At 66.4% G+C, this 21,949-nt stretch carries 21 protein-coding genes; 8 read left to right on the top strand and 13 right to left on the bottom strand.

The features are described from left to right. The first annotated feature begins 213 nt into the window (after positions 1 to 213). Genes MJO58_RS11020 through MJO58_RS11010 form a run of 3 tightly spaced genes read left to right on the top strand, consistent with a single transcriptional unit; the run spans position 214 to position 4,314 of the window. Positions 214 to 1,011, top strand: coding sequence for a hypothetical protein (locus tag MJO58_RS11020; RefSeq protein WP_239722842.1), 798 nt, complete (start codon positions 214 to 216; stop codon positions 1,009 to 1,011). Between the two features lie 7 nt (positions 1,012 to 1,018). After that, on the top strand, positions 1,019 to 1,447 hold the full coding sequence (locus tag MJO58_RS11015; RefSeq protein ID WP_090601534.1) for an MmpS family transport accessory protein: 429 nt from the start codon (positions 1,019 to 1,021) through the stop codon (positions 1,445 to 1,447). Further along, on the top strand, positions 1,444 to 4,314 hold the full coding sequence (locus MJO58_RS11010) for an MMPL/RND family transporter (protein WP_239722840.1): 2,871 nt from the start codon (positions 1,444 to 1,446) through the stop codon (positions 4,312 to 4,314). Before MJO58_RS11015 ends, MJO58_RS11010 begins: the two co-directional genes overlap by 4 nt. Positions 4,315 to 4,324: 10 nt before the next feature. Here the strand turns inward: MJO58_RS11010 and MJO58_RS11005 are convergent, their stop codons facing one another. Next, entirely contained in the window at positions 4,325 to 4,759 is a 435-nt protein-coding gene (locus MJO58_RS11005; protein ID WP_239722839.1) for a cellulose-binding domain-containing protein, read from the bottom strand. Positions 4,760 to 4,919: 160 nt separating this feature from the next. On the opposite strand from MJO58_RS11005, the gene MJO58_RS11000 reads away from it, so the two are divergent. The 3 genes from MJO58_RS11000 to MJO58_RS10990 all read left to right on the top strand — a co-directional run bounded on the left by MJO58_RS11000 (position 4,920) and on the right by MJO58_RS10990 (position 7,746). Next, positions 4,920 to 5,711: a DUF6065 family protein gene (locus tag MJO58_RS11000; protein ID WP_090601531.1), complete on the top strand. Its 792-nt coding sequence runs from the start codon at positions 4,920 to 4,922 to the stop codon at positions 5,709 to 5,711. Positions 5,712 to 5,996: 285 nt separating this feature from the next. Next, positions 5,997 to 7,202, top strand: coding sequence for a serine hydrolase domain-containing protein (locus MJO58_RS10995; RefSeq protein WP_090601530.1), 1,206 nt, complete (start codon positions 5,997 to 5,999; stop codon positions 7,200 to 7,202). A 4-nt stretch (positions 7,203 to 7,206) separates the two neighbouring features. Beyond that, positions 7,207 to 7,746 (top strand): GNAT family N-acetyltransferase, encoded by a 540-nt coding sequence (locus MJO58_RS10990; RefSeq protein ID WP_239722837.1) that lies wholly within the window; start codon positions 7,207 to 7,209, stop codon positions 7,744 to 7,746. Positions 7,747 to 7,763: 17 nt separating this feature from the next. On the opposite strand, the gene MJO58_RS10985 is transcribed toward MJO58_RS10990, so the two are convergent. Genes MJO58_RS10985 through MJO58_RS10960 form a run of 6 tightly spaced genes read right to left on the bottom strand, consistent with a single transcriptional unit; the run spans position 7,764 to position 14,474 of the window. After that, positions 7,764 to 10,463: a fumarate reductase/succinate dehydrogenase flavoprotein subunit gene (locus tag MJO58_RS10985; protein WP_239722836.1), complete on the bottom strand. Its 2,700-nt coding sequence runs from the start codon at positions 10,461 to 10,463 to the stop codon at positions 7,764 to 7,766. Next, positions 10,460 to 11,212 (bottom strand): ABC transporter ATP-binding protein, encoded by a 753-nt coding sequence (locus MJO58_RS10980; protein WP_239722835.1) that lies wholly within the window; start codon positions 11,210 to 11,212, stop codon positions 10,460 to 10,462. Before MJO58_RS10980 ends, MJO58_RS10985 begins: the two co-directional genes overlap by 4 nt. After that, the gene (locus MJO58_RS10975) at positions 11,209 to 12,084 is read right to left on the bottom strand and encodes an ABC transporter permease (protein WP_090601526.1); all 876 of its coding nucleotides are present in this window, start codon (positions 12,082 to 12,084) and stop codon (positions 11,209 to 11,211) included. The genes MJO58_RS10980 and MJO58_RS10975 overlap by 4 nt, the downstream gene beginning before the upstream one ends. Continuing rightward, the gene (locus MJO58_RS10970) at positions 12,081 to 13,469 is read right to left on the bottom strand and encodes an ABC transporter substrate-binding protein (RefSeq protein ID WP_239722834.1); all 1,389 of its coding nucleotides are present in this window, start codon (positions 13,467 to 13,469) and stop codon (positions 12,081 to 12,083) included. Before MJO58_RS10970 ends, MJO58_RS10975 begins: the two co-directional genes overlap by 4 nt. A 25-nt stretch (positions 13,470 to 13,494) precedes the next feature. After that, positions 13,495 to 13,725: a 4Fe-4S dicluster domain-containing protein gene (locus MJO58_RS10965; RefSeq protein ID WP_090601524.1), complete on the bottom strand. Its 231-nt coding sequence runs from the start codon at positions 13,723 to 13,725 to the stop codon at positions 13,495 to 13,497. Further along, the gene (locus MJO58_RS10960; RefSeq protein WP_090601523.1) at positions 13,722 to 14,474 is read right to left on the bottom strand and encodes a GntR family transcriptional regulator; all 753 of its coding nucleotides are present in this window, start codon (positions 14,472 to 14,474) and stop codon (positions 13,722 to 13,724) included. The genes MJO58_RS10965 and MJO58_RS10960 overlap by 4 nt, the downstream gene beginning before the upstream one ends. A 274-nt stretch (positions 14,475 to 14,748) precedes the next feature. Here MJO58_RS10960 and MJO58_RS10955 point away from each other — a divergent pair, with 274 nt between their 5' ends. Beyond that, a complete protein-coding gene (locus MJO58_RS10955; protein ID WP_090601522.1) occupies positions 14,749 to 15,081 on the top strand; it encodes a hypothetical protein in 333 nt (110 codons plus the stop codon). Positions 15,082 to 15,109: 28 nt separating this feature from the next. Here the strand turns inward: MJO58_RS10955 and MJO58_RS10950 are convergent, their stop codons facing one another. The 6 genes from MJO58_RS10950 to MJO58_RS10925 form a co-directional block, all read right to left on the bottom strand. Next, the gene (locus MJO58_RS10950) at positions 15,110 to 17,950 is read right to left on the bottom strand and encodes an aminotransferase class I/II-fold pyridoxal phosphate-dependent enzyme (protein WP_090601521.1); all 2,841 of its coding nucleotides are present in this window, start codon (positions 17,948 to 17,950) and stop codon (positions 15,110 to 15,112) included. Between the two features lie 158 nt (positions 17,951 to 18,108). After that, entirely contained in the window at positions 18,109 to 18,465 is a 357-nt protein-coding gene (locus MJO58_RS10945; RefSeq protein ID WP_090601520.1) for an antitermination protein NusB, read from the bottom strand. Beyond that, complete coding sequence (gene nusB / locus MJO58_RS10940; RefSeq protein ID WP_239722833.1) at positions 18,462 to 18,986, bottom strand: transcription antitermination factor NusB; 525 nt, start codon at positions 18,984 to 18,986, stop codon at positions 18,462 to 18,464. The genes MJO58_RS10945 and nusB overlap by 4 nt, the downstream gene beginning before the upstream one ends. Positions 18,987 to 18,988: 2 nt before the next feature. Further along, the gene (gene efp / locus MJO58_RS10935; RefSeq protein ID WP_036468528.1) at positions 18,989 to 19,552 is read right to left on the bottom strand and encodes an elongation factor P; all 564 of its coding nucleotides are present in this window, start codon (positions 19,550 to 19,552) and stop codon (positions 18,989 to 18,991) included. Positions 19,553 to 19,700: 148 nt separating this feature from the next. After that, positions 19,701 to 20,018, bottom strand: coding sequence for a hypothetical protein (locus tag MJO58_RS10930; RefSeq protein ID WP_090601518.1), 318 nt, complete (start codon positions 20,016 to 20,018; stop codon positions 19,701 to 19,703). A gap of 45 nt (positions 20,019 to 20,063) precedes the next feature. Next, positions 20,064 to 21,182 (bottom strand): M24 family metallopeptidase, encoded by a 1,119-nt coding sequence (locus tag MJO58_RS10925; protein WP_239722832.1) that lies wholly within the window; start codon positions 21,180 to 21,182, stop codon positions 20,064 to 20,066. Between the two features lie 33 nt (positions 21,183 to 21,215). Here MJO58_RS10925 and MJO58_RS10920 point away from each other — a divergent pair, with 33 nt between their 5' ends. Further along, entirely contained in the window at positions 21,216 to 21,947 is a 732-nt protein-coding gene (locus tag MJO58_RS10920; protein WP_239722831.1) for a B-4DMT family transporter, read from the top strand. The last annotated feature ends 2 nt before the right edge of the window (positions 21,948 to 21,949 follow it).

Raw genomic sequence — 21,949 nt, 5'->3', positions numbered from 1 at the left:
CGGCCATGACGAAGGCCGATGCGAGCGGATTTCGCAGCCGACTTCATTAACGCGACTGCGTGAATTCATCAAGAATTATCAGTTGCGAACCTTCCCACCTAATGCAAAGATTCCTAGCGCGGGCGGGCAAACCCCTCACTTGTCCGCAATTTTAAATCCGATATAGGAGTTTCCATGCGCAGCGCGCGTTCGCATGCTAATGAGTCGTGTGCCGTGGCATCGCTCGGTCCGATCGATTGCGCACAGGTCATCACCGCCAGCGCTTCGCCGCGCCCCGCCGCGGCCAAAGCGATCGTGCGCAGACAGTACCTGCGATCGCAATCGCTGCAGCCCGGACAGCGGGCCGCGCTGGTCGATCGGCTCTACGCCATCTACTCCGAAACGATGCGCGGCTGCACGAGTGACGAATTCGAGCGGCTGGCGGTCTTCGGTGCCGGCGAAGTTCGCCTCGCGCTCTTTTACGGCGCGCACGATGAGCTCGCGGGATTCTGCTACGCCAGCACCGAGAAGATCGAACACTGCGGTCGCATCCACGCGGCGTTGTGCGGGGGCATGTTCTTCCGCCCGGGGTATCACGGTGGAGCCTCGGGCGCGCTCTTTCTGCTCCGCGAGGGACTGATCACCAAATTGCGTAATCCACGCCTGCGGGTGGCGTACATGACCCGGTGCACCACCGCGGCGGTCTACCGCCGATTCGCGCTGACGATGCCCCGGTTGTACCCGAGCCGCACGACCCCGACGCCTGCCCATGTCGAAGCGTTGGTACGTGCGCTGGGAGCACGCCGGCATTACGTCCCGATGGGCGAGGACCCCTGGGTGGTACAGGGTGTCGGGGTGCCGCGCGATGTGTCGCGCCTGCGCCGGCTCGATCACGAACCCGACGTGCAGTTCTACACCGAACTCAACCCCGGCTTCGCTGAGGGCGATGCCCTGGTGGTGTGGGTTCACGGCGACCTGGCGGACCTCGCCACCGGATTCGTGCGGGCCCTGCGCGCACGACTGGCTCGATGAAGGCTCTATGACCGGCATTCTCCGACGCATCTGGGTACCGATCGTCATGGTCATCGTCGTGGTGGTCGGTACCATCGTCGTTTCCCGGCTGCACGGGGTTTTCGGCTCACAGCAACATGTTTCAGACAAGAGCAATGCCGACGCGATCGTCGCGTTCAATCCCAAACACGTCGTCTACGAGATCTTCGGCCCGCCCGGCGCAACGGCAAGCATCCACTATCTGGATGCCGACGCGCAGCCGCGAGAGGTCGAAAACGCAACGGTGCCGTGGACGCTGCGCATCGATACCACGCTCAGTGCCGTGGTGGCCAATGTGGTAGCGCAGGGCGACAGCGCCAGCCTTGGATGCCGCATCACCGTCAATGGTGTTGTGCGCGACGAACTTACCGTGAGCTCACACAATGCTGCGACCAGCTGCCTAGTGAAGTCGGCATGAGCGGGCGCGCGATTACGACCGGCCGGACGATCCGGTGGCTGGCGCTGCCGATCATCCTGTTCTGGGTGGCACTGTGCGCCGTGCTGAACACGGCGACGCCGGTGCTGTCCGAAGTCGCCGGAACACACGCCGTCTCGTACAGCGCCCACGATGCGCCGTCCCTGATCGCCATGAAGCGCATCGGGAAGAACTTTCAGCAGTTCAATTCGGACACCACGGCGATGGTGGTGCTGGAGGGCCGAGACAAGCTGGGCGATAGTGCACATCGGTTTTACGACACGCTGATCGCCAAACTCTCCGAGGACAAGGCCCACGTCGAGCATGTCGAGAACTTCTGGGGCGACAGCCTGACCGCGGCGGGATCGCAGAGCGCCGACGGTAAAGCCGCCTACGTCCAGCTGTACCTCACCGGCGATCAAAGCAGCTCGGTGGCAAACGAATCCGTCGTCGCCGTCGAACGCATCGTGGACGGCGTGCCGCCGCCGCCCGGGATCAAGGCGTACGTGACCGGTCCGGGTCCGCTCAATGGCGATACCCATACCTATGGCGACCGCAGCCTGGAAAAAATCACCCTGATCACCGTCGTCGTGATCGCGCTGATGCTGTTCATCGCGTATCGCTCGCTGACCACCGTGCTGTTGGTGCTGCTGACGGTGGGCGTTGAGTTGCTCACCGCCGAGGGCGTCATCGCTACGCTGGCCAACAACGACGTCATCGCGCTATCTACCTTCGCCGTGAATGTGCTTGTGGCACTGGCGATAGCGGCGTCTACGGACTACGCGATCTTTTTGATCGGCCGCTACCAGGAGGCTCGCTCGGCCGGAATGGACCGAGCGGCCGCCTACTACGACATGTTTCACGGAACGGCCCACGTGATCCTGGCTTCCGGGTTGACCGTCGCCGGGGCGATGTACTGCCTTAGCTTCACCCGCCTTCCGGTCTTCAATACGCTCGGGTGGCCGTGTTCGATCTCGGTTCTGGTGGTGATCGCGGCGTCGCTGACACTGGCGCCCGCCGTCATCGCCGTCGCCAGCCGCTTCGGGGCATTCGACCCCAAACGCAATGTGAGCACCCGGCGTTGGCGCCGGATCGGCACCATCGTCGTGCGGTGGCCGGGCCCGGTGCTGGTCGCGTCGATCCTAGTATCGCTGATCGGTCTGATCGCCCTGCCCAGCTATCAGACCGGCTACAACGGGCGCTATTACCTGCCGGCCGACACCCCGTCGAATATCGGCTTCCAGGCGTCGGACCGGCACTTCGCAGCGGCCCGCATGGAGCCCGAGCTGCTGATGATCGAGGCCGATCACGACCTGCGCAATCCGACGGACATGCTTGTCCTGGACCGGATTGCCCGCAGCATCTTCCACACACCCGGTATCGCACGGGTGCAAGGCATTACCCGGCCGCTGGGCTCGCCGATCGACCATGCCTCGATCCCGTTCCAGATCAGCGCGCAAAGTGCCGTCACGATCGAGAACCTCAAGAATCTGCGGAATCGGGTGGCCGACATGTCCCGGATGACCAACGAGCTGCAACACATGATCGATGTCTCATTGCATATCCAGGACTTGACGCGCCGCCTGGCGAACGTGACGCATGGCATGGCGGGCGATACCAGGCAGATGCAGGACACGACCGGTGAATTGCGCGATCACCTGTCCGATTTCGAAGACGTGTGGCGGCCGGTCCGAAGCTATTTCTATTGGGAGCGACACTGTTTCGACATTCCGCTGTGCTGGTCGCTGCGGTCGTTGTTCGACGGGGTCGACGGCATCGACCGGCTCAGCGAGGATGTCGGCAACCTGGCACACCACACCGATCAACTCGACGAGATCATGCCGCAGATGCTGGCGCAGATGCCTCCGCTGATCGCGGCGATGCAGACCGTCAAGGACCTCGCTCAAACGGCGACCAGCACCTTCTCCGGGTTAATCACGCAGATGGACGCCTTGACTCGCAACGCGACCGTGATGGGACAGGCCTTCGACGGCGCGAAGAATGACGATTTCTTCTACCTTCCGCCCGAGGCGTTCGAAAATCCGGACTTCAAGCGGGGACTGAGCATGTTCCTGTCCCCCGATGGCAGCTCGGCGCGGTTCTTCATCACGCACAAGGGCGATCCCGCGACGGCCGAGGGGATTTCACATATCGACGGCATCCGGCAGGCGGCGGACGAGGCCGTCAAGGGCACTCCGCTGGCGGCCGCCAACATCTATCTCACCGGCACGGCGTCCACCGACAAGGACGAGCGCGACGGGTCTATGTATGACCTGATGATCGCCGCGGTCGCGTCACTCTGCCTGATCTTCATGATCATGCTGGCGATCACCGGAAGTGTGGTCGCCTCCGCCGTGATCGTGGGAACGGTCACGATCTCGTTGGGGTCGTCGTTCGGCCTATCGGTGCTGATCTGGCAGCACCTGCTGCACATGCCGCTGCACTGGCTGGTGCTTGCGATGGCCATCATCGTGATGCTGGCCGTCGGGTCGGACTACAACCTGCTGCTGGCCGCGCGGTTCCGGGAAGAAATCGGCGCCGGACTCAAGACGGGAATGATCCGGTCGATGGGGAGCACCGGCGGCGTCGTCACCACCGCCGGCCTGGTGTTCGCGTTCACGATGGGTGCGATGGGGACCAGCGATCTGCGCGTCGTCGGCCAAATCGGCACCACGATCATGATCGGGTTGTTGTTCGACACCCTGATCGTGCGCTCGTTCATGATGCCGGCCGCGGCGACACTGCTGGGACGCTGGTTCTGGTGGCCCCGCCAGGTCCGCACCCACGCCGCGTCGCGGCCCCCTCGCCCATCCGCGGTCGATCAGCGTCCGGCCGCCGAGTACGCGTCGAGTGCACCCACCGCCGAATGACGTTCGGCGGCTACCCCACGGTGCAGGGATATTGCTCGTTGACCACACAGTTCGACGGCGGCGTATAGGTACCGCTCAGCGCGCCCCGGAAACCACCCGTGGCCGTACCGCCGGGCGCGATCTCGCGATCCCAGTTCGCGGGGGTGACCACAAAGTGCGTGCCGGATTGGGTAACGGTGCTATTCCACGCGTGCAGGACGGATTGCCCGACCGGCATATCGAAGTCAATCCTCCAGTCGGCCATCGGCGCCATGTTCGGGTTGGTGACGCTGAAGTGGGCGATGAAACCGGTCTGCCACGTATGTTCCACCTGCAACGTCGCCATGGCCGCGGCCGCATGAGCCACCGGGGTGGTGGCGAGCGCGAGGACGGCAGCCACCGATACCGACACGGCTACGTGAAGCGCTGTGCGACAGCGCTTCACATCTCTGACAAGTCCGGCCATAGGACCAACGCTATAGCCGGACAGGAAATATTGGTCCGTGCATCGCGGGTAAGCTGCAGCAACTTTGCTCAACCGAAACCGTTATGAAATCTCAGGCCTGCAGTGCGTCGGCCCCATGCGCCGTGGGCACGGCAATGGGTTCGCAGCTAATCTGACTCGCGTGAGTGACAACGCCGACGGGCCAGTCCGCCCGCTGATCGGGTTCATCACCGGCGACAACGCGCCGCCGATCACCCCGGCACCGGCGAGCCGGGCGTGGATGACGGCGCAGTCAGAGGCGGACAAGGGTTGGCCCAGCCGGTGTCTGCCGATGCTCATCGCCAACCAAAGCGGCTGGGAGCTGCGCAATCCGTGCGCCTTCACCGCCACCTGGATAGCCCAAGAGGGTATGGACGTCATGATCGAACCCGATCGTTACGTCGCCGATCAGTTCCTGCCCGCCAGCCATTTCGGCAACGGCATCTTCACCTGGCGGCTGCCGATGCTTTTTCGCACTCCCCCGGGCTACAACCTGTTGGTCCGCGGACCGGCAAACTATCCGAAAGACGGCGTGTGCGCGTTGGAGGGCGTCGTCGAAACCGACTGGGCAAGCGCGAGTTTCAGTATCAATTGGAAGATCACCCGCAAATCCATGCCGGTCCGATTCGAAGTCGACGAGCCGATCTGCATGATCGTCCCGCAGCGCCGCGGCGAGCTCGAAGAGTTCGCGCCCGAAATCAGGCCCATCGCGGCCGATGAAGAGTTGCAGCGCAAACACCAGCTGTTCCTTCGCGAACGCGACGCGACAAAGCATGCCGAGCAATTGGCGCGGGTAGCCGCCGGCGAACGAGTGGACTGGCAGGGCGACTACACCCGAGGCAAACACCGGGACGGCGAGGCCGGGGCACCGGATCACCAGACTCGTCGCCGCCTTCGTCCATTTGCTCAGCCACCCGACGAGAAGCAGCAGTAGCCCGCGGACAGCCAAGGCGCACAGCGATTTTGCATCGGATTACCATCGGCGAAATGGGCTGACACCTGATGTTGTCCCTCGATGACCAGGCGTAGCGCCGGTTTTGGGGAATTCCCAGGTTGCCCTCTTAATCTGGCGGGAGTGAGTGACACGCCCAACGGCACGCCCCGTCCGTTGATCGGATTCACGACCCGTGACAACGCACCCCCGATTGTTCCGGCACCGGCAGGGGTCCGCGGACTACGCGCGCAAAACGGCTAACCGGGCACGGGCTACCCTGACCGGGTGAATCTCGATGGCAATCAGGCCTCCATCCGCGAGGCGTGCGACGCCGGCCTGCTCGCCGGTGCGGTGACGCTGGTATGGCAGCACGGAGAAGTCCTGCAGGTCAACGAGATCGGTTACCGGGATGTCGGCGCTGGCTTGCCGATGCAGCGAGACACGCTGTTTCGCATCGCGTCGATGACCAAACCGGTCGTCGTGGCCGCGATCATGAGCATGGTCGACGAGGGCAAGCTGACGCTCAAAGACCCGATCACGCACTGGGTACCGGAGCTGGCCGACCTGCGGGTGCTCGACGACCGGCACGGTCCGCTGGACCGCACGCACCCCGTCAACCGGGCGATCCTGATCGAGGATCTGCTGACCCATACCAGCGGCCTGGCCTACGGATTCTCGGTATCGGGGCCGATCTCGCGGGCCTACCTGCGGCTGCCGTTCAACCAGGGCCCGGACGCGTGGGTCAGCGAGCTGGCCAAGCTCCCGCTGGTGCATCAACCCGGCGAACGGATGACCTACAGCCATTCCATCGACCTGCTGGGCGTCATCGCGGCGCGCATCGAGGGCAAGCCGTTCGACCAGGTCCTCGACGAACGGGTGCTGGGCCCGATCGGTATGCCCGACACGGGGTTCTGCGTGTCCCCGGAAGGCCGCCGTCGCGCGGCGACCATGTACCGGCTCGACGGACAGAGCCGACTGCATCATGACGTGATGGGGCCGCCGCACATCACGCCGCCCAGCTTCCCCAACGCCGGCGGCGGATTGTTGTCGACGGCGGACGACTACCTGCGGTTCGTGCGGATGCTGCTCGGCGACGGGACGATCGACGGTGTGCGGGTCCTGTCCCCCGAATCGGTGCGCCTCATGCGGACCGACCGGCTCACCGACGAGCACAAGCGGCACGACTTCCTGGGCGCGCCGTATTGGGTCGGCCGCGGATTCGGGCTCAACCTGTCGGTGGTGACCGATCCGGCCAAGAGCGCCCCGCTGTTCGGGCCGGGCGGGCTCGGGACCTTCAGCTGGCCCGGCGCCTACGGAACGTGGTGGCAGGCCGACCCGGCCGCGGATCTGGTTCTGCTGTATCTGGTCCAGAACATGCCGGACATGTCCGCGGACGTAGCGGCGGCCGTAGCCGGCAACACCACGCTCGCGAAACTACAAGCGGTACAACCGAAATTCGTCCGTCGCACCTATCAGGCGCTCGACCTTTAGCGCCGTGGCCGACCACCCGCCCGATCGCATCGTCGGCCCGCGGCTCGTCCTGCGGCTGCCCACCCTCGCGGATGCCGGTGCGCTGTACCAACGGGTCGCCCGAGATCGTGCAGTCACGAAATATCTGCTGTGGTCCCCGCATCCCGACGTGGCTACCACGCGGCGGGTGATCGCCGAGAAGCTCAATGCCAGTGCCGAAGAGCGAACCTGGGCCGTCGAGCTGCGGCACAGCGGCGACGTCATCGGACTGACCAGCTGCCGGCGCTCGGCACCCGACTCGGTCGAGATCGGTTACTGCATCGGCCGGAAATGGTGGGGCAAGGGTCTGATGTCCGAGGTGCTGGACCTGCTGCTGACCGAGCTGCGTGCCAACCCCGAGCTGCTGCGCGTCTGGGCGACCTGCGCGGTCGACAACGTACGGTCCGCGCGCTTGCTGGAGCGAGCCGGGTTTGTGCTGGAGGCCCGGCTGGATCACCACGCCGTCTACCCCACGATCGGACCCGAGCCGCGCGACGCCCTGCTCTACGGCATGGCCCTGCGCTGAGTGCGCGGCGTCGGCGACTACGCGTTCTGCACGTCCAACGCCCGGCGCGCATAGGCCCGCACGTCGGCGTCGCTGTCCTTGAGCGCGATGCCGAGCGCGTCACGGGCCGCCGCTTGATCGGCCCAGCGGGTCAGGCTGAGCACGGCCGCCTTGCGCACGTCGAGGTGTGCATCGCACAGCGCATCGGCCAGTCTCGGCACCGCCAGTTCAGTCGCGGCGCCCTTGAGCGCACGAGCCGCGCCCTCGCGGATCTGCCACGCCGGCGCCCGCAACGCGCGCTCGACGGCAGCGAAATCCTCTTGGCTGCACCCTAATTCACCGAGGGCCGCGAGTGCGGCGGCGCGCACCAACGGATCGGAATCGGCGATCAACGCGCTGACGGCCGCGACGCCGGAGCGCAGCGTGGCCAGGCCGGCGGCTGCGGCGATCCGGACCTCCCGGCTCTCGTCGCGGGTGGCCACCTCTACTCCGTCGACGTCGTCGACCGAGACCAGCGCGCGCACCGCCTCGATCCGCACCCGATGGTCGGAATCGTCGAGCGCGCGGCGATATTGGTCGATCGCACCGGCCCGGCGCGCGGACAGCAGGTAGACCGCGGCCGCCCGCACCACCGTGTCGTGAGACCGCAGATACGGCTCGACACCGGCCGGGTCGGGCAGCACCTCGACCAGTTCGCGGATCCCCTCGGCGCTGGTGCGCCGCACCCCGGGATCGGCATCGTCGAGCGCGGCGAACAGCGCGGGAGCATAGCCGTCGGGAATGCATTCGGTGAGTGTCGCGACGGCGGTGCGGCGCACCCCGGGATCGGCGTCGGCCAGATACGGTTGCAGCTCGGTGATCGTCGGCTCCTCGAGGGCGAGCACCTCGGCGATCCGCGGTGACGGCGGCTCGAATGTGGTTGCCGCCGAAGCGATTCGCGAGCCCGCGGTGGTCGGGGCCTTGCCGCCGACCAGCGGCGGCTGCTGCACCTCGCGCACCGTCTGGTCCACCGGTGGCAGAGCGTCCAGCTCAGGGACCGACACCAGGTACGGGGCCACGGGGCGCTTGAGGAATGCCATCTCGCCGTCGGGTCCCTTGCGCAGGTTCAGGTGATAGCCCCACTCGCTGTCGTCGCGGACCGGCAGATCGGCGCGTTCGTGGTAAAGGCCCCAGCGTGATTCGGTACGGGTCAGCGACGATCGCGCGGCCATCTCGGCGCAGTCCCGGATGAACGACACCTCGACGGCGCGCATCAGCTCGTGCGGATTACGGGCCCCCATCGCGGCGATCTCGTCTTGCATCCGGTCGAAAGTGCGCACCGCGATCGACAGCTTGGCCGCCGTCTTCGGCGGGGCCACATAGTCGTTGACGAACCGTCGCAGCTTGTACTCGACCTGCGGCTGCGGCGGCCCGTCCGGGTGTCGCAGTGGCCGGTATATCAGCTCGTGCGCGTCGGCGAGTTGATCCTCCGGGAGTTGCTGTGGCGCAGCCACTTCCGAGCGTGTCGAGGCGGCGTGCGTGCCGGCGAGGTCGCCGAACACGAAGGCCCCGATCATGTAGTTGTGCGGGACACACGCCAGGTCGCCCGCGGCGTACAGCCCCGGCACCGTGGTCCGGGCGTGTTCGTCGACCCAGACTCCGGACGCGGAATGTCCACTGCACAAGCCGATTTCGGAGATGTGCATCTCGATATCGTGGGTGCGATAGTCGTGGCCGCGGTTGGCGTGGAAGGTGCCCCGGGTGGGTCGCTCGGTGGTGTGCAGAATGTTTTCCAGCGCGGTGAGCGTCTCGTCCGGCAGGTGGGACACCTTGAGATAGATCGGCCCGCGCGCGGAGTCGATTTCGCTCTTGACCTCGGACATCATCTGCCCCGACCAGTAATCGGAGTCGACGAACCGCTCGCCGTCCGCATTGACCTGGTAGCCACCGAACGGGTTCGCCACATACGCACAGGCGGGGCCGTTGTAGTCCTTGATCAACGGGTTGACCTGAAAACACTCGATGCCGGACAGTTCCGCGCCCGCGTGGTAGGCCATGGCGTACCCGTCGCCGGCGTTGGTCGGGTTCTCGTAGGTGCCGTACAGGTAGCCGGACGCGGGCAGCCCGAGCCGCCCGCACGCCCCGGTCGACAGGATCACCGCCTTGGCGCCGATCGCGACGAATTCGCCGGTGCGCGTGTTCAATGCCGCGGCCCCGACGGCACGACGCTGCCCTGAACAGTCGTCCACCAGCACCCGCACCGGCATCAGCCGGTTCTCGATCTGGATCTTCTCCCGCATCGACCGTTGCCGCAGCACCCGGTACAGCGCCTTCTTGACGTCCTTGCCCTCGGGCATCGGCAACACGTAGGAACCCGAACGGTGCACCCGGCGCACCGCGTACTCGCCGTGCTCGTCCTTCTCGAACTTCACCCCGTAACGTTCCAGTCGCTGCACCATCGCGAATCCGCGGCTGGCCGTCTGATAGATGGTGCGCTGGTTGACGATTCCGTCGTTGGCGCGCGTGATCTCCGCGACGTAGTCCTCCGGCTCCGCTTTGCCCGGGATGACGGCGTTGTTGACCCCGTCCATGCCCATCGCCAGCGCACCGGAATGTCGCACGTGGGCCTTCTCCAGCAGCAGGACCTGTGCGCCGCTTTCGGCGGCCGACAGTGCCGCCATCGTTCCCGCGGTTCCACCGCCGATGACCAGCACGTCACAGTCCAGGCGCACCGGCGTCATATCTGGAATCACCATCATGCGGCCACCGCCGAATGGTCCAGGGCCGCAATGACTTCAGCGCGAAGCGCGGACCGCTGCTGATCGACGCGCGGCTCCGGCACGTCGATCAGGGCACGCAACGGCTGGCCGGCCTTGCCCAGCACCGCGATCCGGTCACCCAGCAGCAGCGCCTCGTCGACGTCGTGGGTCACGAAGACGATCGTGGTCGGATGAGCACTCCAGGTGTCGATCAGCAACCGCTGCATGGCCGTGCGGGTTTGGGTGTCCAGCGCGCCGAACGGCTCGTCCATCATCACCGCGCGCGGCGCCCCCGCCAGGCCGCGGGCCAGCTGGACCCGCTGGCGCATGCCGCCGGACAGGCTCTTGGGCAGGTAGTCGCCGAAGCCGATGAGACCGAGTTCGGCGATCCAGCGGTCGGCCTCCGCGCGGCGCCCGGATCGCGGCACACCTCGAAGCCGCAGGGCCAACTCGATGTTGGATCGCACGGTGCGCCACGGCAGCAAGGCGTTGTCCTGGAAAACCATGCCCCGGTCCCCCGACGTGGTGGTCACGTCGGCACCGTCGGCCAGCACGCGGCCGCCATCGGGGCGCAGCAGGCCCGCGAGGGCACGCAGCACCGTCGACTTGCCGCAGCCCGAGGGACCGGTCAGCACCAGGATCTCGCCCGGGCGCACGGACAGGCTCAGCCCGTCGATCACCGGATCTCCGGTGTAGGACAACCGAACTCGATCCAATTCGAGACTCATACCGACATTTTCTAGGGTCATCGCCTGCTCTCCTCCTGGGCACGCGGCAGCCAGTTGGTGACCCGGCGGCCGATGACTTCGACGGCCGCGGCTGTTACGAATCCGAGCACACCGATCGTGATGATGCCGACGAACACTTGCGGGTAGGCCAGCACGGTGTAGTCCTGCCAGGTGCGATAGCCGATGCCGAGGCGACCCGAGATCATCTCGGCGGAGATCACGCAGATCCACGCCACCCCCATGCCGACCGACAAGCCGCCGAACACACCCGGCAGGATGCCCGGCAACACCACCTGTTTCAGTACGTCCCACCGGTTGCCACCGAGGGTGCGCACCGAGTCTTCCCACAGCGTGGGCAACGCCCGGACCGCATGCCGGGTGCTGACCATGATCGGGAAGTAGGCCGCGAGGAAGGTGATGAACACGATGCCGGCCTCGTCGGTCGGGAACAGCAGGATCGCGACCGGAACCATCGCGATCGCCGGGATGGGCCTGGTCAATTCGGCCAGTGGACCAAAGGTGTTGGCGAACAACCGGGAACGGCCCAGCAGCACCCCCGTAGCGACGCCGATCACCGCGGCCAGCCCGAAGCCGGTGAGAATGCGAATCAACGACTGCGCCAGGTCAAGCCAATACTCGTAAGTTCCCAGCCGGCGCCCCAGCGCGTGGACGATCTCGGTGACGGTCGGCAGTGTGTCGAATCGCAGCAGCAGGCGCACCTTATCGGCGGTGAGCACCTGCCACAAGCCGACCGCGGCGGCGACCGACGCGAGCCGCAGCAGCCGCCACTGCCAAGGCGAGGTGACTCGCCGCGGTGTGCCGGCCGCCGGGACCGCCTCGACCACGTGGCCGGTGACCGGGGCCGCCGGATCGCCGGTCAGGAAAGCAGTCATACCGAACCTCCAAGGGCCTGTTGGTAGTTCACGATGGTGCCGCCGGGGTGGGCGGCGAGATAACGATGCGCGCCGGCCGGGGTTCCGAACGGCAGGTAGTTCCGGCCGTCTTGCACCCAGACCGCCCTATCGGCGAACCATCGGGTGCCCAGCTCGGCGTCGGGGACATAGGCGGCACGGACTTTGGCACCGTGGGCGGTCGCGTCCCGCACCGCCCGCAGCAGGCTGGTCGGATTGGCGACGGTCTGCGTGGAATCGGTTCCGTCCAGCCAGAGTTCGCTAGCCTGCGCGGGGTCTCCACTGAGCAGCGACGGGTTGGCGGTCGCGGCCCGGGTGGTGTCGTAGTTACGGCCTCGGGCGCCGAACACAGCGCGCAGCGGAGCGTCCTGGACGAAGGAAGTCACGTCGAGGTCGGCGAAGTCGCCGATCGACTTCAGGTACGGCACATCGTTTTTCAGCGCCTCGACCAGTGAGGGTTTGAGCGTGGTGTCGAATGACGTGCCGCCGGGGCCGTTATAGAGGTACACCACTTCCTGCGGCAGCCCGCTGGCCTGGGCGACGATGCGGGCCGCCTCCAGCGGTTTCTGGTTGAGGAAGTCGGTGGCGTCCAGTTGAGCTTGCAGGAACGCGCCCAACACCTCCGGATGCGACGCCGCATATGACCGGCGGACCACCACACCGTGCAGGGTGGGCAGGTTCAGCTCGGCGCCGTCGTACAGCAGTTTGGCCTTGCCCTGAAACACCAACAACCCTGGCCATGCAACGAACTGCGAAAGGCCTTGTACCTGACCAGATTCCAGTGCAGATGCGCCGATCTGCGGCTGCTGGTTGAGCACCTCGACGCCCTTGATGCCGCCCCTGTCCAGGGCCCGCATCAGCGTGCCGTGGCCGGCTGATCCGACGCTGGCCGAGACCTTCGAACCGGCCAGGTCGTTCAACGTGGCGGCCGACGAACCGGGCGCCACCACCACCATGTTCAGCGCACCCCTCGGGTTATACCCGGTAATCGAAACGATTTCGGTCTTCGCCAGCGGATTGCTCTGCGTCTTGGAGCCGTTGATCAGCATGGGGTAATCCCCCATCGAGCCGATGTCGATCTTCTCGGCCAGCATCTGCGCGGTGATCGGGGCGCCGGTGTCGTAATCCTGCCACCGGACCGCGTATTTGGTGCCGGTGCGGGTAGTGATGTCGGCGAGCCGGTGTTCCAGGTAGCCCTGGGCGCGCAGCAGCGTCCCGGCGGTCACGGTGTTGATGGTCTTGGACTGGTAACCGATGACGACGTTGACCACACCGGAGGACGCCGACAGTGATTCCAGCGAGCAGCCGGACACGGCCGCGATGATCACGGCGGCGACCGACAACAGCGCAGTGGCGTGTCGTTTCATGAAAGATCCTGGGCTGTAGGTTATTTCAGCGAAGTAGATACGGCATGTTGACCGTGACGGCACCGGTCGGGCAGCGGGCGGCGCAAGGGCCGCAGTACCAGCATTCGTCGACGTGCATGTACGCCTTGCCGGTGTCGGGGTTGATGGCCAGCGCGTCGAGCGGACAGACGTCGACGCAGAGGGTACAGCCGTCGATACACAGCGACTCGTCGATCGTGACCGGCACGTCGACTCGGTTGTTGTTGACCAGCGTCATGGCTTGCTCCTTATCGGCTCGGCTCGCAATAGCGAGCCGCGCATGGTGATTCGATCGCCGCGCATCCGGATGTACTCGAGGTCGACGGGCCTGCCATCGTCGAGACTGGTGAGACGCTCGAGCATCAGCAGCGCCGATCCGTCGGGCACCTGCAGGGTGGCCGCCGAATGGACATCCGCGGGGATCGCCTCCAGCGCCAGCGATGCCTCGCCCAGCCGGTGTCCGCTCACTTGCTCGATCAGCGCGAACAAGTCATTGGTCTCCAGCGGATGGTCCAGGATCTGGGTTCCGATATCCGGGGCCAGGTAGGTCAGGTCGAGGCTCAGCGGCAGGTCACCGAGGTAGCGCAACCGCTCGATGAACACCGCCTGCTGCCCGGGCTCAAGTCGCAGCCGGCGGGCCACCGCCGGCGGAGCCACCACCGGCATGGCGGCGCGCACCTCGTTGCGGACTTCGCCGATGTGCTTGAAGGTTTCCTTCAGGCCGAGCAGGGAGTCGATCCGGTGGTCGTACTTGCGTTGCGCGACATGGGTGCCGACCTTGGGTCCACGGTCGATCAGGCCCTCGTGCTTGAGGATGCCCAGTGCCTCGCGGATGGTGTTGCGGGACACGGTGAATTCGGCTGCCAGTTCGCTTTCGGCGGGCAGACCGTCCGGATAGGCCGCGGCGTGAATCTGCTGGCGCAACACGTCGGCGACCCGGCGGGCACGGTCGGCCCGGGGTCCGCGAATGGGTATCGCCTCGGCCACGCCGCCACGCTAATTCAGCTCAAGGGCATTTTCGGGGGCGCCGATCCGGGCCTGAGGGGCGGCCGCGCGTATTGCGCCGGTTCACATTCGGCTACGAACAGCCAAAACCCAGGGCCCGTCGACGATTGCGCCACCTAAGGAAAATCGCAGCCTTTGCGATCCCGATGAGCCGAACGGTAGGCGGTGCTGGTGTGTCGCGCGCGGGACACGACGTTTTGCCCGCCTCCGAGCGACAACCTCGAGGATGTCGGAGTGCAATGGGACAGTTCGGAGGATGACAACCAACTCGTTACGACTCCGCGGAATTGAACTCCGCTACGTGCTCACGTGGCAGCTGGCCCTGCACGGTGCTGCGACGATCCCCGATTTGATCCGAGCGCTGGCGTACCACAACTTTGACGCCGGCGAGCGTCCGTCGAAGTCGATCTCCGACGCGCTGCGTTGGGAGATCCGCTATGTACGAGTAGTGCGATTGGCCCGCGGCCGTTATGGGCCCGGCTGGATGCCGCGCGGCACAGAGCATCGAATCCATCAACGCGTGCTCGCACTACGCGCACGCGCAAAGTCGCTCGGAGGCGGGCAAATCGTCAAGTCCTTGACCGCGTAGCCCCGGCGACCGTAAGCCGCAACGAACGTCAGACGTCCTCGGTCTGCTTGACGCGGTCGCCGTTGCGCCCGCCGTTCAGGACGGACGCATCCGGGGGCAGTTCGAACGACGGGTACGCGGTGCCTACCGCGGCGGTCGCCGCGCTGCGCTGGGCCTCCAGGCGGTCCAGCGCCTCCACGGTGAACACCGACAATCCGAGATCCGGGTTGTAGCCGTGGATTTCCTTCACGTCGAGCTGCGCCAGGAAATACAGGATCTCCTTCGAGACGACCTGCCCCGGGACCAGCACGGGGAAACCGGGCGGGTAGGGCACCACGAACGTGGTGGATACCAGCTTGCGGCCCTCGGCGATCCGGCGACCGGCGCTGCCGATCTGCACGTACTCGCGGTCGGACTCCTCGTAGCCGGCGTAGAACGCCGCGCGCATATCACCGAACGCGCAAGCGTCCACCGGGCGGAACGCGATGTCGAATTCGCTGAAGTCGGGTAGGTGCGGCAGATCCTCGGTGATCTCCTCGACGCGGCGCTGGTGCAGCGTCCAGTCGGCCACACTGGCCAACTCCCGCTCCCGATCGAGGTCGGTGGCGACCCGGCGCAGCACGTCGAGCAGGTGGTGCACGCTCGACCAGGTGACGCCGATCGTGAAGATCAGCAGCACGCTGTTGATCGACGTCTTGTTGATCTGGATCCCGAACCGGTCCATCAGGATCTTCTCGCGGAAGTCGTACCCGTTCATCCCGGTGTTGCCGAGGAACAGGGTGACGCGCGTCGGGTCCAGCACGAACTGATCCGACCGCCAGGCTTCGTTCCACTCGGCCAACGCGCCCTGCCGGACTTCGCGATACGAACTGACCGCCGACGCCCGGAACTCCTCGGGCACCAGGTCGGCTTCGTCGAGGATGCGGAACCACTTGCTGATCAACCGGTCCTTGCGGACGCGGTGCCGAAACACCAGTGCCATGTCGTAGGTCTGCCGAACCAACTGGAACCCCTCGATGTCGACCTGCCGGCGCGCCAGGTCCAAGGAGGCCAGCAGTTGCTGGTTCGGCGACGTCGAGGTGTGCGTCAAGAACGCCTCACCGAACGCGTCGCGGGCACGCGAATTGAAATCGCGGTCGCGCACGTGAATCATCGACGCCTGCCGGAACGCCGACAGCGACTTGTGGGTGGAGTGCGTCGCGTATACCCGCACCCGCGCCTTGCCGGGGTCGGGCAGCAGCCGGTGGTTGACCCACTCCGACCGGGGGATCCCCTCCATCGAAGCGGTCCAATCACGGTATTCCGCAGCGTATTCCGGCGACGCCAGCATCTGCTCCAAGCGGTCCGCGGCCACCATCGCGGTGCGCTGCCGGGCCCATGGAACGGCCGTCGCGAACGCGTACCACGCCTCGTCCCACAGGAAGCAGATGTCCGGCTTGATCGCCAGCACTTCCTCCATCACCCGCAGCGGGTTGTACACGACGCCGTCGAAGATGCAGTTGGTCAGCAACAGCATGCGCACCTTGTCCAGCTGACCCGCCGCCTCCAGGTCCAGCAATGCCTTCTTGATGGTCTGCAGCGAGACCGCCCCGTAGATTGCGAACTGCGGCAACGGATATGCGTCCAGGTACAGCGGGTAGGCGCCGGCCAGCACCAGACCGTAGTGGTGCGACTTGTGGCAGTTGCGGTCGATCAGCACGATGTCGCCCGGCCGGGTCAGTGACTGCACGACGATCTTGTTGGCCGTCGACGTCCCGTTGGTGACGAAGTACGTCTGGTTGGAGTGCCAGGTGCGCGCGGCCTTGTCCATCGCCTTCTTGATGTTGCCGTGCGGGTCCAGCAGCGAGTCCAGGCCGCCCGATGTGGTCGAGGTCTCGGCCATGAAGATGTTGCGGCCGTAGAACTCCCCCATATCCTGCAGTGAACGGGAGTTGAAGATGCTGGCGCCGCGCGCGACGGGCAGCGCATGGAATTGCCCGACCGGCGAATCCGCGTACGCTCGCAAGGCGTCGAAAAACGGTGTGGCGAAACGATTTCGGAGACCGGCTAGCACCGTGCTGTGCAGATCGGTGACGTCGTTGAGCCGGTAGAACGTCCGGTCGTAGACGTCGTTTTCCTCGTCATTGCCCGCCGCGATCGACTCGTCGGTGAGCAGATAAAGGTCGATGTGCGGCCGCAATTCACGGATCCAGTCGCCGCATTCGATGCAGTCGCTGCCGCTGTCGCGTCCGACCGCGTCGTCGGTGGCGCCCAGCAGGGTGTTCATCAACGGCACTCGGTCACGGGACCGCAACGCCACGTCGTGGCGGATGATCGCGGCCTGAATCTCGCCGTTCAACGCGACGGCGGTGATGGCGTCCTCGACGCTGGGCACCACCAGCAGCTCGAACTGCACGTCGTCGGACGGGCAGCGCAGTGCCCGCAGGGCTTCGGCCAGGCAGTCGGGTCCGGTATTCGGCGAGTCGTCGGCGAGCAGTACGGTGTAGAACTGCTGCTGCTTGGCCTGGGCCACCAACTCCTGGTCGGCCAGCGGGGCGGACGTGTCGAAAAGTGCTGTGCGGTCGCCGTATTCGCTGAGCAGGCGCACCGCCAGCGACACCTCCTCGGCCAGCCGCACCGTGGACAGGCCGTCGAGGTGAGCGCGGTAGGTCGCCAGGTTGCCGGCCCCGGGATACAACCAGTACCGCTCGTAGGCGCCGAGGCGGTCCAGCAGCCGCCGGACCTTCGCCACTTCGTGCGTCTTGTCCAGCCCGGCCAGGTCGACCTCGGCGAGGTGACGGCATGCGTCGTCGAGCAGGTTCCAGGTGTCGATGCGGGTATACGACGGATTGGCCACTGCCGCCAGCGCGGAGACCCGCAGCCGTCGCGTGTAGGCACTGTAGGGATTCATGTCGTCACCTGTTCTGTGATGGTGTCCGATACTCGGCTACCGCAGTGAATATTTCCCGACACCGACCTAAACGACTCGTACGAATCAGCGCTCGTCCTCATTGTTATCCGGTCTGGCCTGCGTGCGCGATCTTTTCGCTCAGGATCGCCGGTGTCGCGTCAGCGGTCGGTCTCGTCGCTGTCCACGACTCGCCGGCGAGGCAACTCCCACCGTCGCGCCGGCAGGTCGCCGACGTCGCTGAGCGAGCGCACCACCGCCTGAGTGAGCCCCATGATCGCGGCCATCACCGGCAACAACGGCTGCAGCGGCTTGGCCGCCGTCCGCACCGTGCTGATGCGGCGGGCGACGATCAGGCGCTCGATCGAGTGATGCAGCCAGGCACCCACGCCCAGCGCGTAGATCGCGAGCACCGAGGCGACGATGGTCCACCCATACGCTGCACAGATCACCGCACCCAGCACCACGGTCGCAGCCAGCAAGGCGGCGACGAAGACGCGGAATTCCAGGCGGGTCATGACGGTGGGTCGGGGGTCTCCGGTGTGGTGGCCGCAGCCGCTGCGGCGGCTCCTCGCAGGGCCTTCGCGGCGGCCCGGATCTGCGGCGTCACCAGCATGACCTGGCCCAGGACGCCGTTGACGAAGCCCGGTGAGTCGTCGGTGGACAACTCCTTGGCCAGCTGCACGGCCTCGTCGACCGCGACCGGTTCCGGCACGTCCTCGGCGTAGAGCAGCTCCCACACCGCGACTCGCAGGATCGCGCGGTCGACCGCGGGCAGCCGGTCCAGGGTCCAGCCCTGCAGGTGGGTGCTGATCAGGTCGTCGATGTGGGCGAACTGGTCGCCGACGCCGTGCGCCACCGCGACGGTGTACGGGTGCAGTGCCTTGACGTCGGGGTTGGATTCCGCCAGCGCGACCCGCACGTCGGCCGCCTCGACCGGGCTCAGGCCACGAGCCTCGGCTTCGAACAGCAAGTCCACCGCGCGCTTACGCGCATGGTGGCGTCCTTTGCTGGGCCTCGGCGATTTCGCGTCCGGCATGGTCAGGCGTTGACCCGACCCAGGTAGCTGCCGTCGCGCGAATCCACCTTCAGCTTGTCGCCGGTGTTGATGAACAACGGCACCTGGAGTTCCGCACCGGTCTCCACGGTCGCGGGCTTGGTGCCGGCGCTGGACCGGTCGCCCTGCAGGCCCGGTTCGGTGTGGGTGACGACGAGTTCGACCGACACCGGCAGCTCAAGGTACAGCGGTGCGCCGTTGTGGAAGGCCACCTGCACCGGCAGGCCCTCCAATAGGAACCGGGCGGCGTCGCCCACCAGCGATTCCGGCAGCGGGTGCTGTTCGTAGTCCTGGCTGTCCATGAACACGAAGTCCGAGCCGTCGCGGTACAGGTAGGTGGCGTCGCGGCGGTCGACCGTGGCGGTGTCCACCTTCACGCCGGCGTTGTAGGTCTTGTCGACGACCTTGCCCGAGAGCACGTTCTTCAGCTTGGTGCGGACGAAGGCCGGGCCTTTGCCCGGCTTGACGTGCTGAAACTCGATGATCTGCCACAGCTGGCCGTCGATCACCAGCACCAGTCCGTTCTTGAAGTCGGCAGTCGATGCCACGGTCGCTCTATCTCCTACAGGATGGCCATTTTCAGGGTCTTTCCAAGCCCGGGCAGGTGCCCGGCAGCGGGGTTCCGCCGCAAACGGTGCGCGCAGAACAGCACCGGATGCAGCTTACCCGCGCCGCGGTCCGCCCCTAACCGCGCGGCTAACCCAGCTGCCCGGCACCGCACAGGCCGAAAAGGCCGTCGTTGAGGTCGCACGGGTCCGACGGGCGGGACGGCGCGACCAGGTCGGAGGCTGGCGCCGGCGGCAGATGGTTCGCGGCAAGGTTGCCCAGCAAACCCAGCGCAACACCGGCCGCGATCAGAATCGGGCCCCGCCCGGCCACCCTGCGAACGGCCGTCATGACGACCCCGGTCGCGTCGTAGTCGTGGCCGACGAACAACACGGCGGTGAGCCAGAATCCGGCCAGAGCGGTGCATGCGGCGACCACGTAGACGGCGCTGAGGGCGAGGTAGGCCATTTCCCAAATCCTACGCAGCCGCCCGAGTTCGAGCGCAGCCGCCGGCTACGCCAGAATGGCCAACTCTTTGGGGTACCGGGTCAGCAGCTCCGCGGTCTGACCGCTGGTCGGTGACCCGGCTGCGGCGACGACCAAGGTGTCCTCGATGCGGACGCCGCCCCGGCCCGGCAGGTAGACGCCGGGCTCCACCGTCACCACCGAACCGGCCAGCAACGTCCCCGACGACGTCGCGCCGATTCCCGGTGCTTCGTGGATCTCCAGGCCCACCCCGTGACCCAATCCGTGGCTGAACTGTTCGCCGTACCCGGCGTCGACGATCACCTGGCGCGCGGCGCCGTCCACCTCACGCAGATCGGCGCCCGGCCGCAGCGCCTCACGACCGGCCCGCTGTGACTCGGCGACCAGCGCATAGAGCTCCAGCTGCCAGTCAGCGGCCTTGCCCAGCACGAAGGTGCGGGTCATGTCGGAGTGATAGCCCGCGACCAGCGCGCCGAAGTCGATCTTGACGAAATCGCCGTCGGCGAGAACCGCGTCGGTCGGCCGGTGGTGCGGGATCGCCGAATTCGGTCCGGCGGCCACGATCGTCTCGAACGAGACGGCGTCGGCGCCGTGATCGAGCATCAGGGCCTCGAGCTCGCGGCTCACCTCACGCTCGGTGCGGCCGGGGCGCAAGCCGCCGCGCGCCACCAGGTCTTTCAGTGCGGCGTCGGCGGCCTCGCAGGCCAGCCGCAGCAGCGCCACTTCGCCCGCGTCCTTGATCTCGCGCAGCGCCTCGACCATTCCGGCGGCCCGCACCAGCTCGGTCGCGCCGCCGTGCTCGCCGACCTCTTTGGTCAGGGCGTCGAAGCCGTCCACCGTGACCACATTGCTTTCGAACCCCAGCTTGGACACGCCCGCCTCGGCCGCCTGCCCCGCCAGATGGCGCCCGACGGCCCGCTCGATGGCGACCTCGAGGTCGGGCGCCTGCGCGGCGGCCTGGGTGCGATAACGGCCATCGGTGGCCAAAATGGCGTCGCGATCATCGGCGAAGACCAGCAACGCGCCGTTGGATCCGGAGAAACCTGACAGATAACGCACGTTGATCAGGTCCGTGACCAGCATCGCGTCCAGCCCACTGGCCTCGATCTGGCGTTTTAGATTGTCTCGACGCTGGGAATGTGTCACGACTCACGACGGTACTCGCTACGCTGGTTGGCCATGAGTAACTGGATGGTGCGTGGATTGGCGTTCGCTGGGCTGATGGTCGTCGTCCGGTTGTTCCAGGGGGCGATCATCAACGTGTGGCAGACGCAGGCCGCACTGGTCAGTGTCGTACTGCTGCTGCTGTTCGTCATCGCCGTGGGCGTGTGGGGGGTGATGGACGGCCGGGCCGACGCGAAAGCCCACGCGGATCCGGATCGCCGTGCGGATCTGGCGATGACCTGGCTACTGGCGGGCCTGTTCGCCGGGATCGTGAGCGGGGCCGTCTCCTGGCTCATCGCGCTGTTCTACAAGGGCCTCTACACCGGGGGCTTGATCAACGAGGTGACGACGTTCGCGGCGTTCACCGCGCTGTGCGTCTTCTTGCCCGGCATCATCGGCGTGGCCGTCGGCCGCTGGCGGATCGACCGCAATCCCCCGGCCGACCGCGGCGCCGGAGCGGACGAGGAACGGGCTGACACCGACGTGTTCACCGCCGCCAGCGCCGACGAGGCGCCGACCGGCGAGGTCCCCGTGCCGCACCCCGGAGCCCAGGCCCAGACGTCGGCGGTGGCCACCGCCGAGCGGGAGGCGCCCACCGAGACGATCCGTACGGATGACGCCAAAACCGAGGTGATCCCGACCCGCGCGGACGACACCAAAACCGAGGTGATCCGCACCGAGTCCGACCCGAAGCATGCGAGCCCGGAATCCGAATGGCCGAGTTCGCAGTGGGGGAAGAAGGACTAGCC

It is taken from the genome of Mycobacterium lentiflavum (assembly GCF_022374895.2).
Taxonomy (GTDB): Bacteria; Actinomycetota; Actinomycetes; order Mycobacteriales; family Mycobacteriaceae; genus Mycobacterium; species Mycobacterium lentiflavum.
The sequence above is the reverse complement of the archived record's forward strand: the minus strand, read 5'-3'. Positions and strand labels throughout refer to the sequence as shown.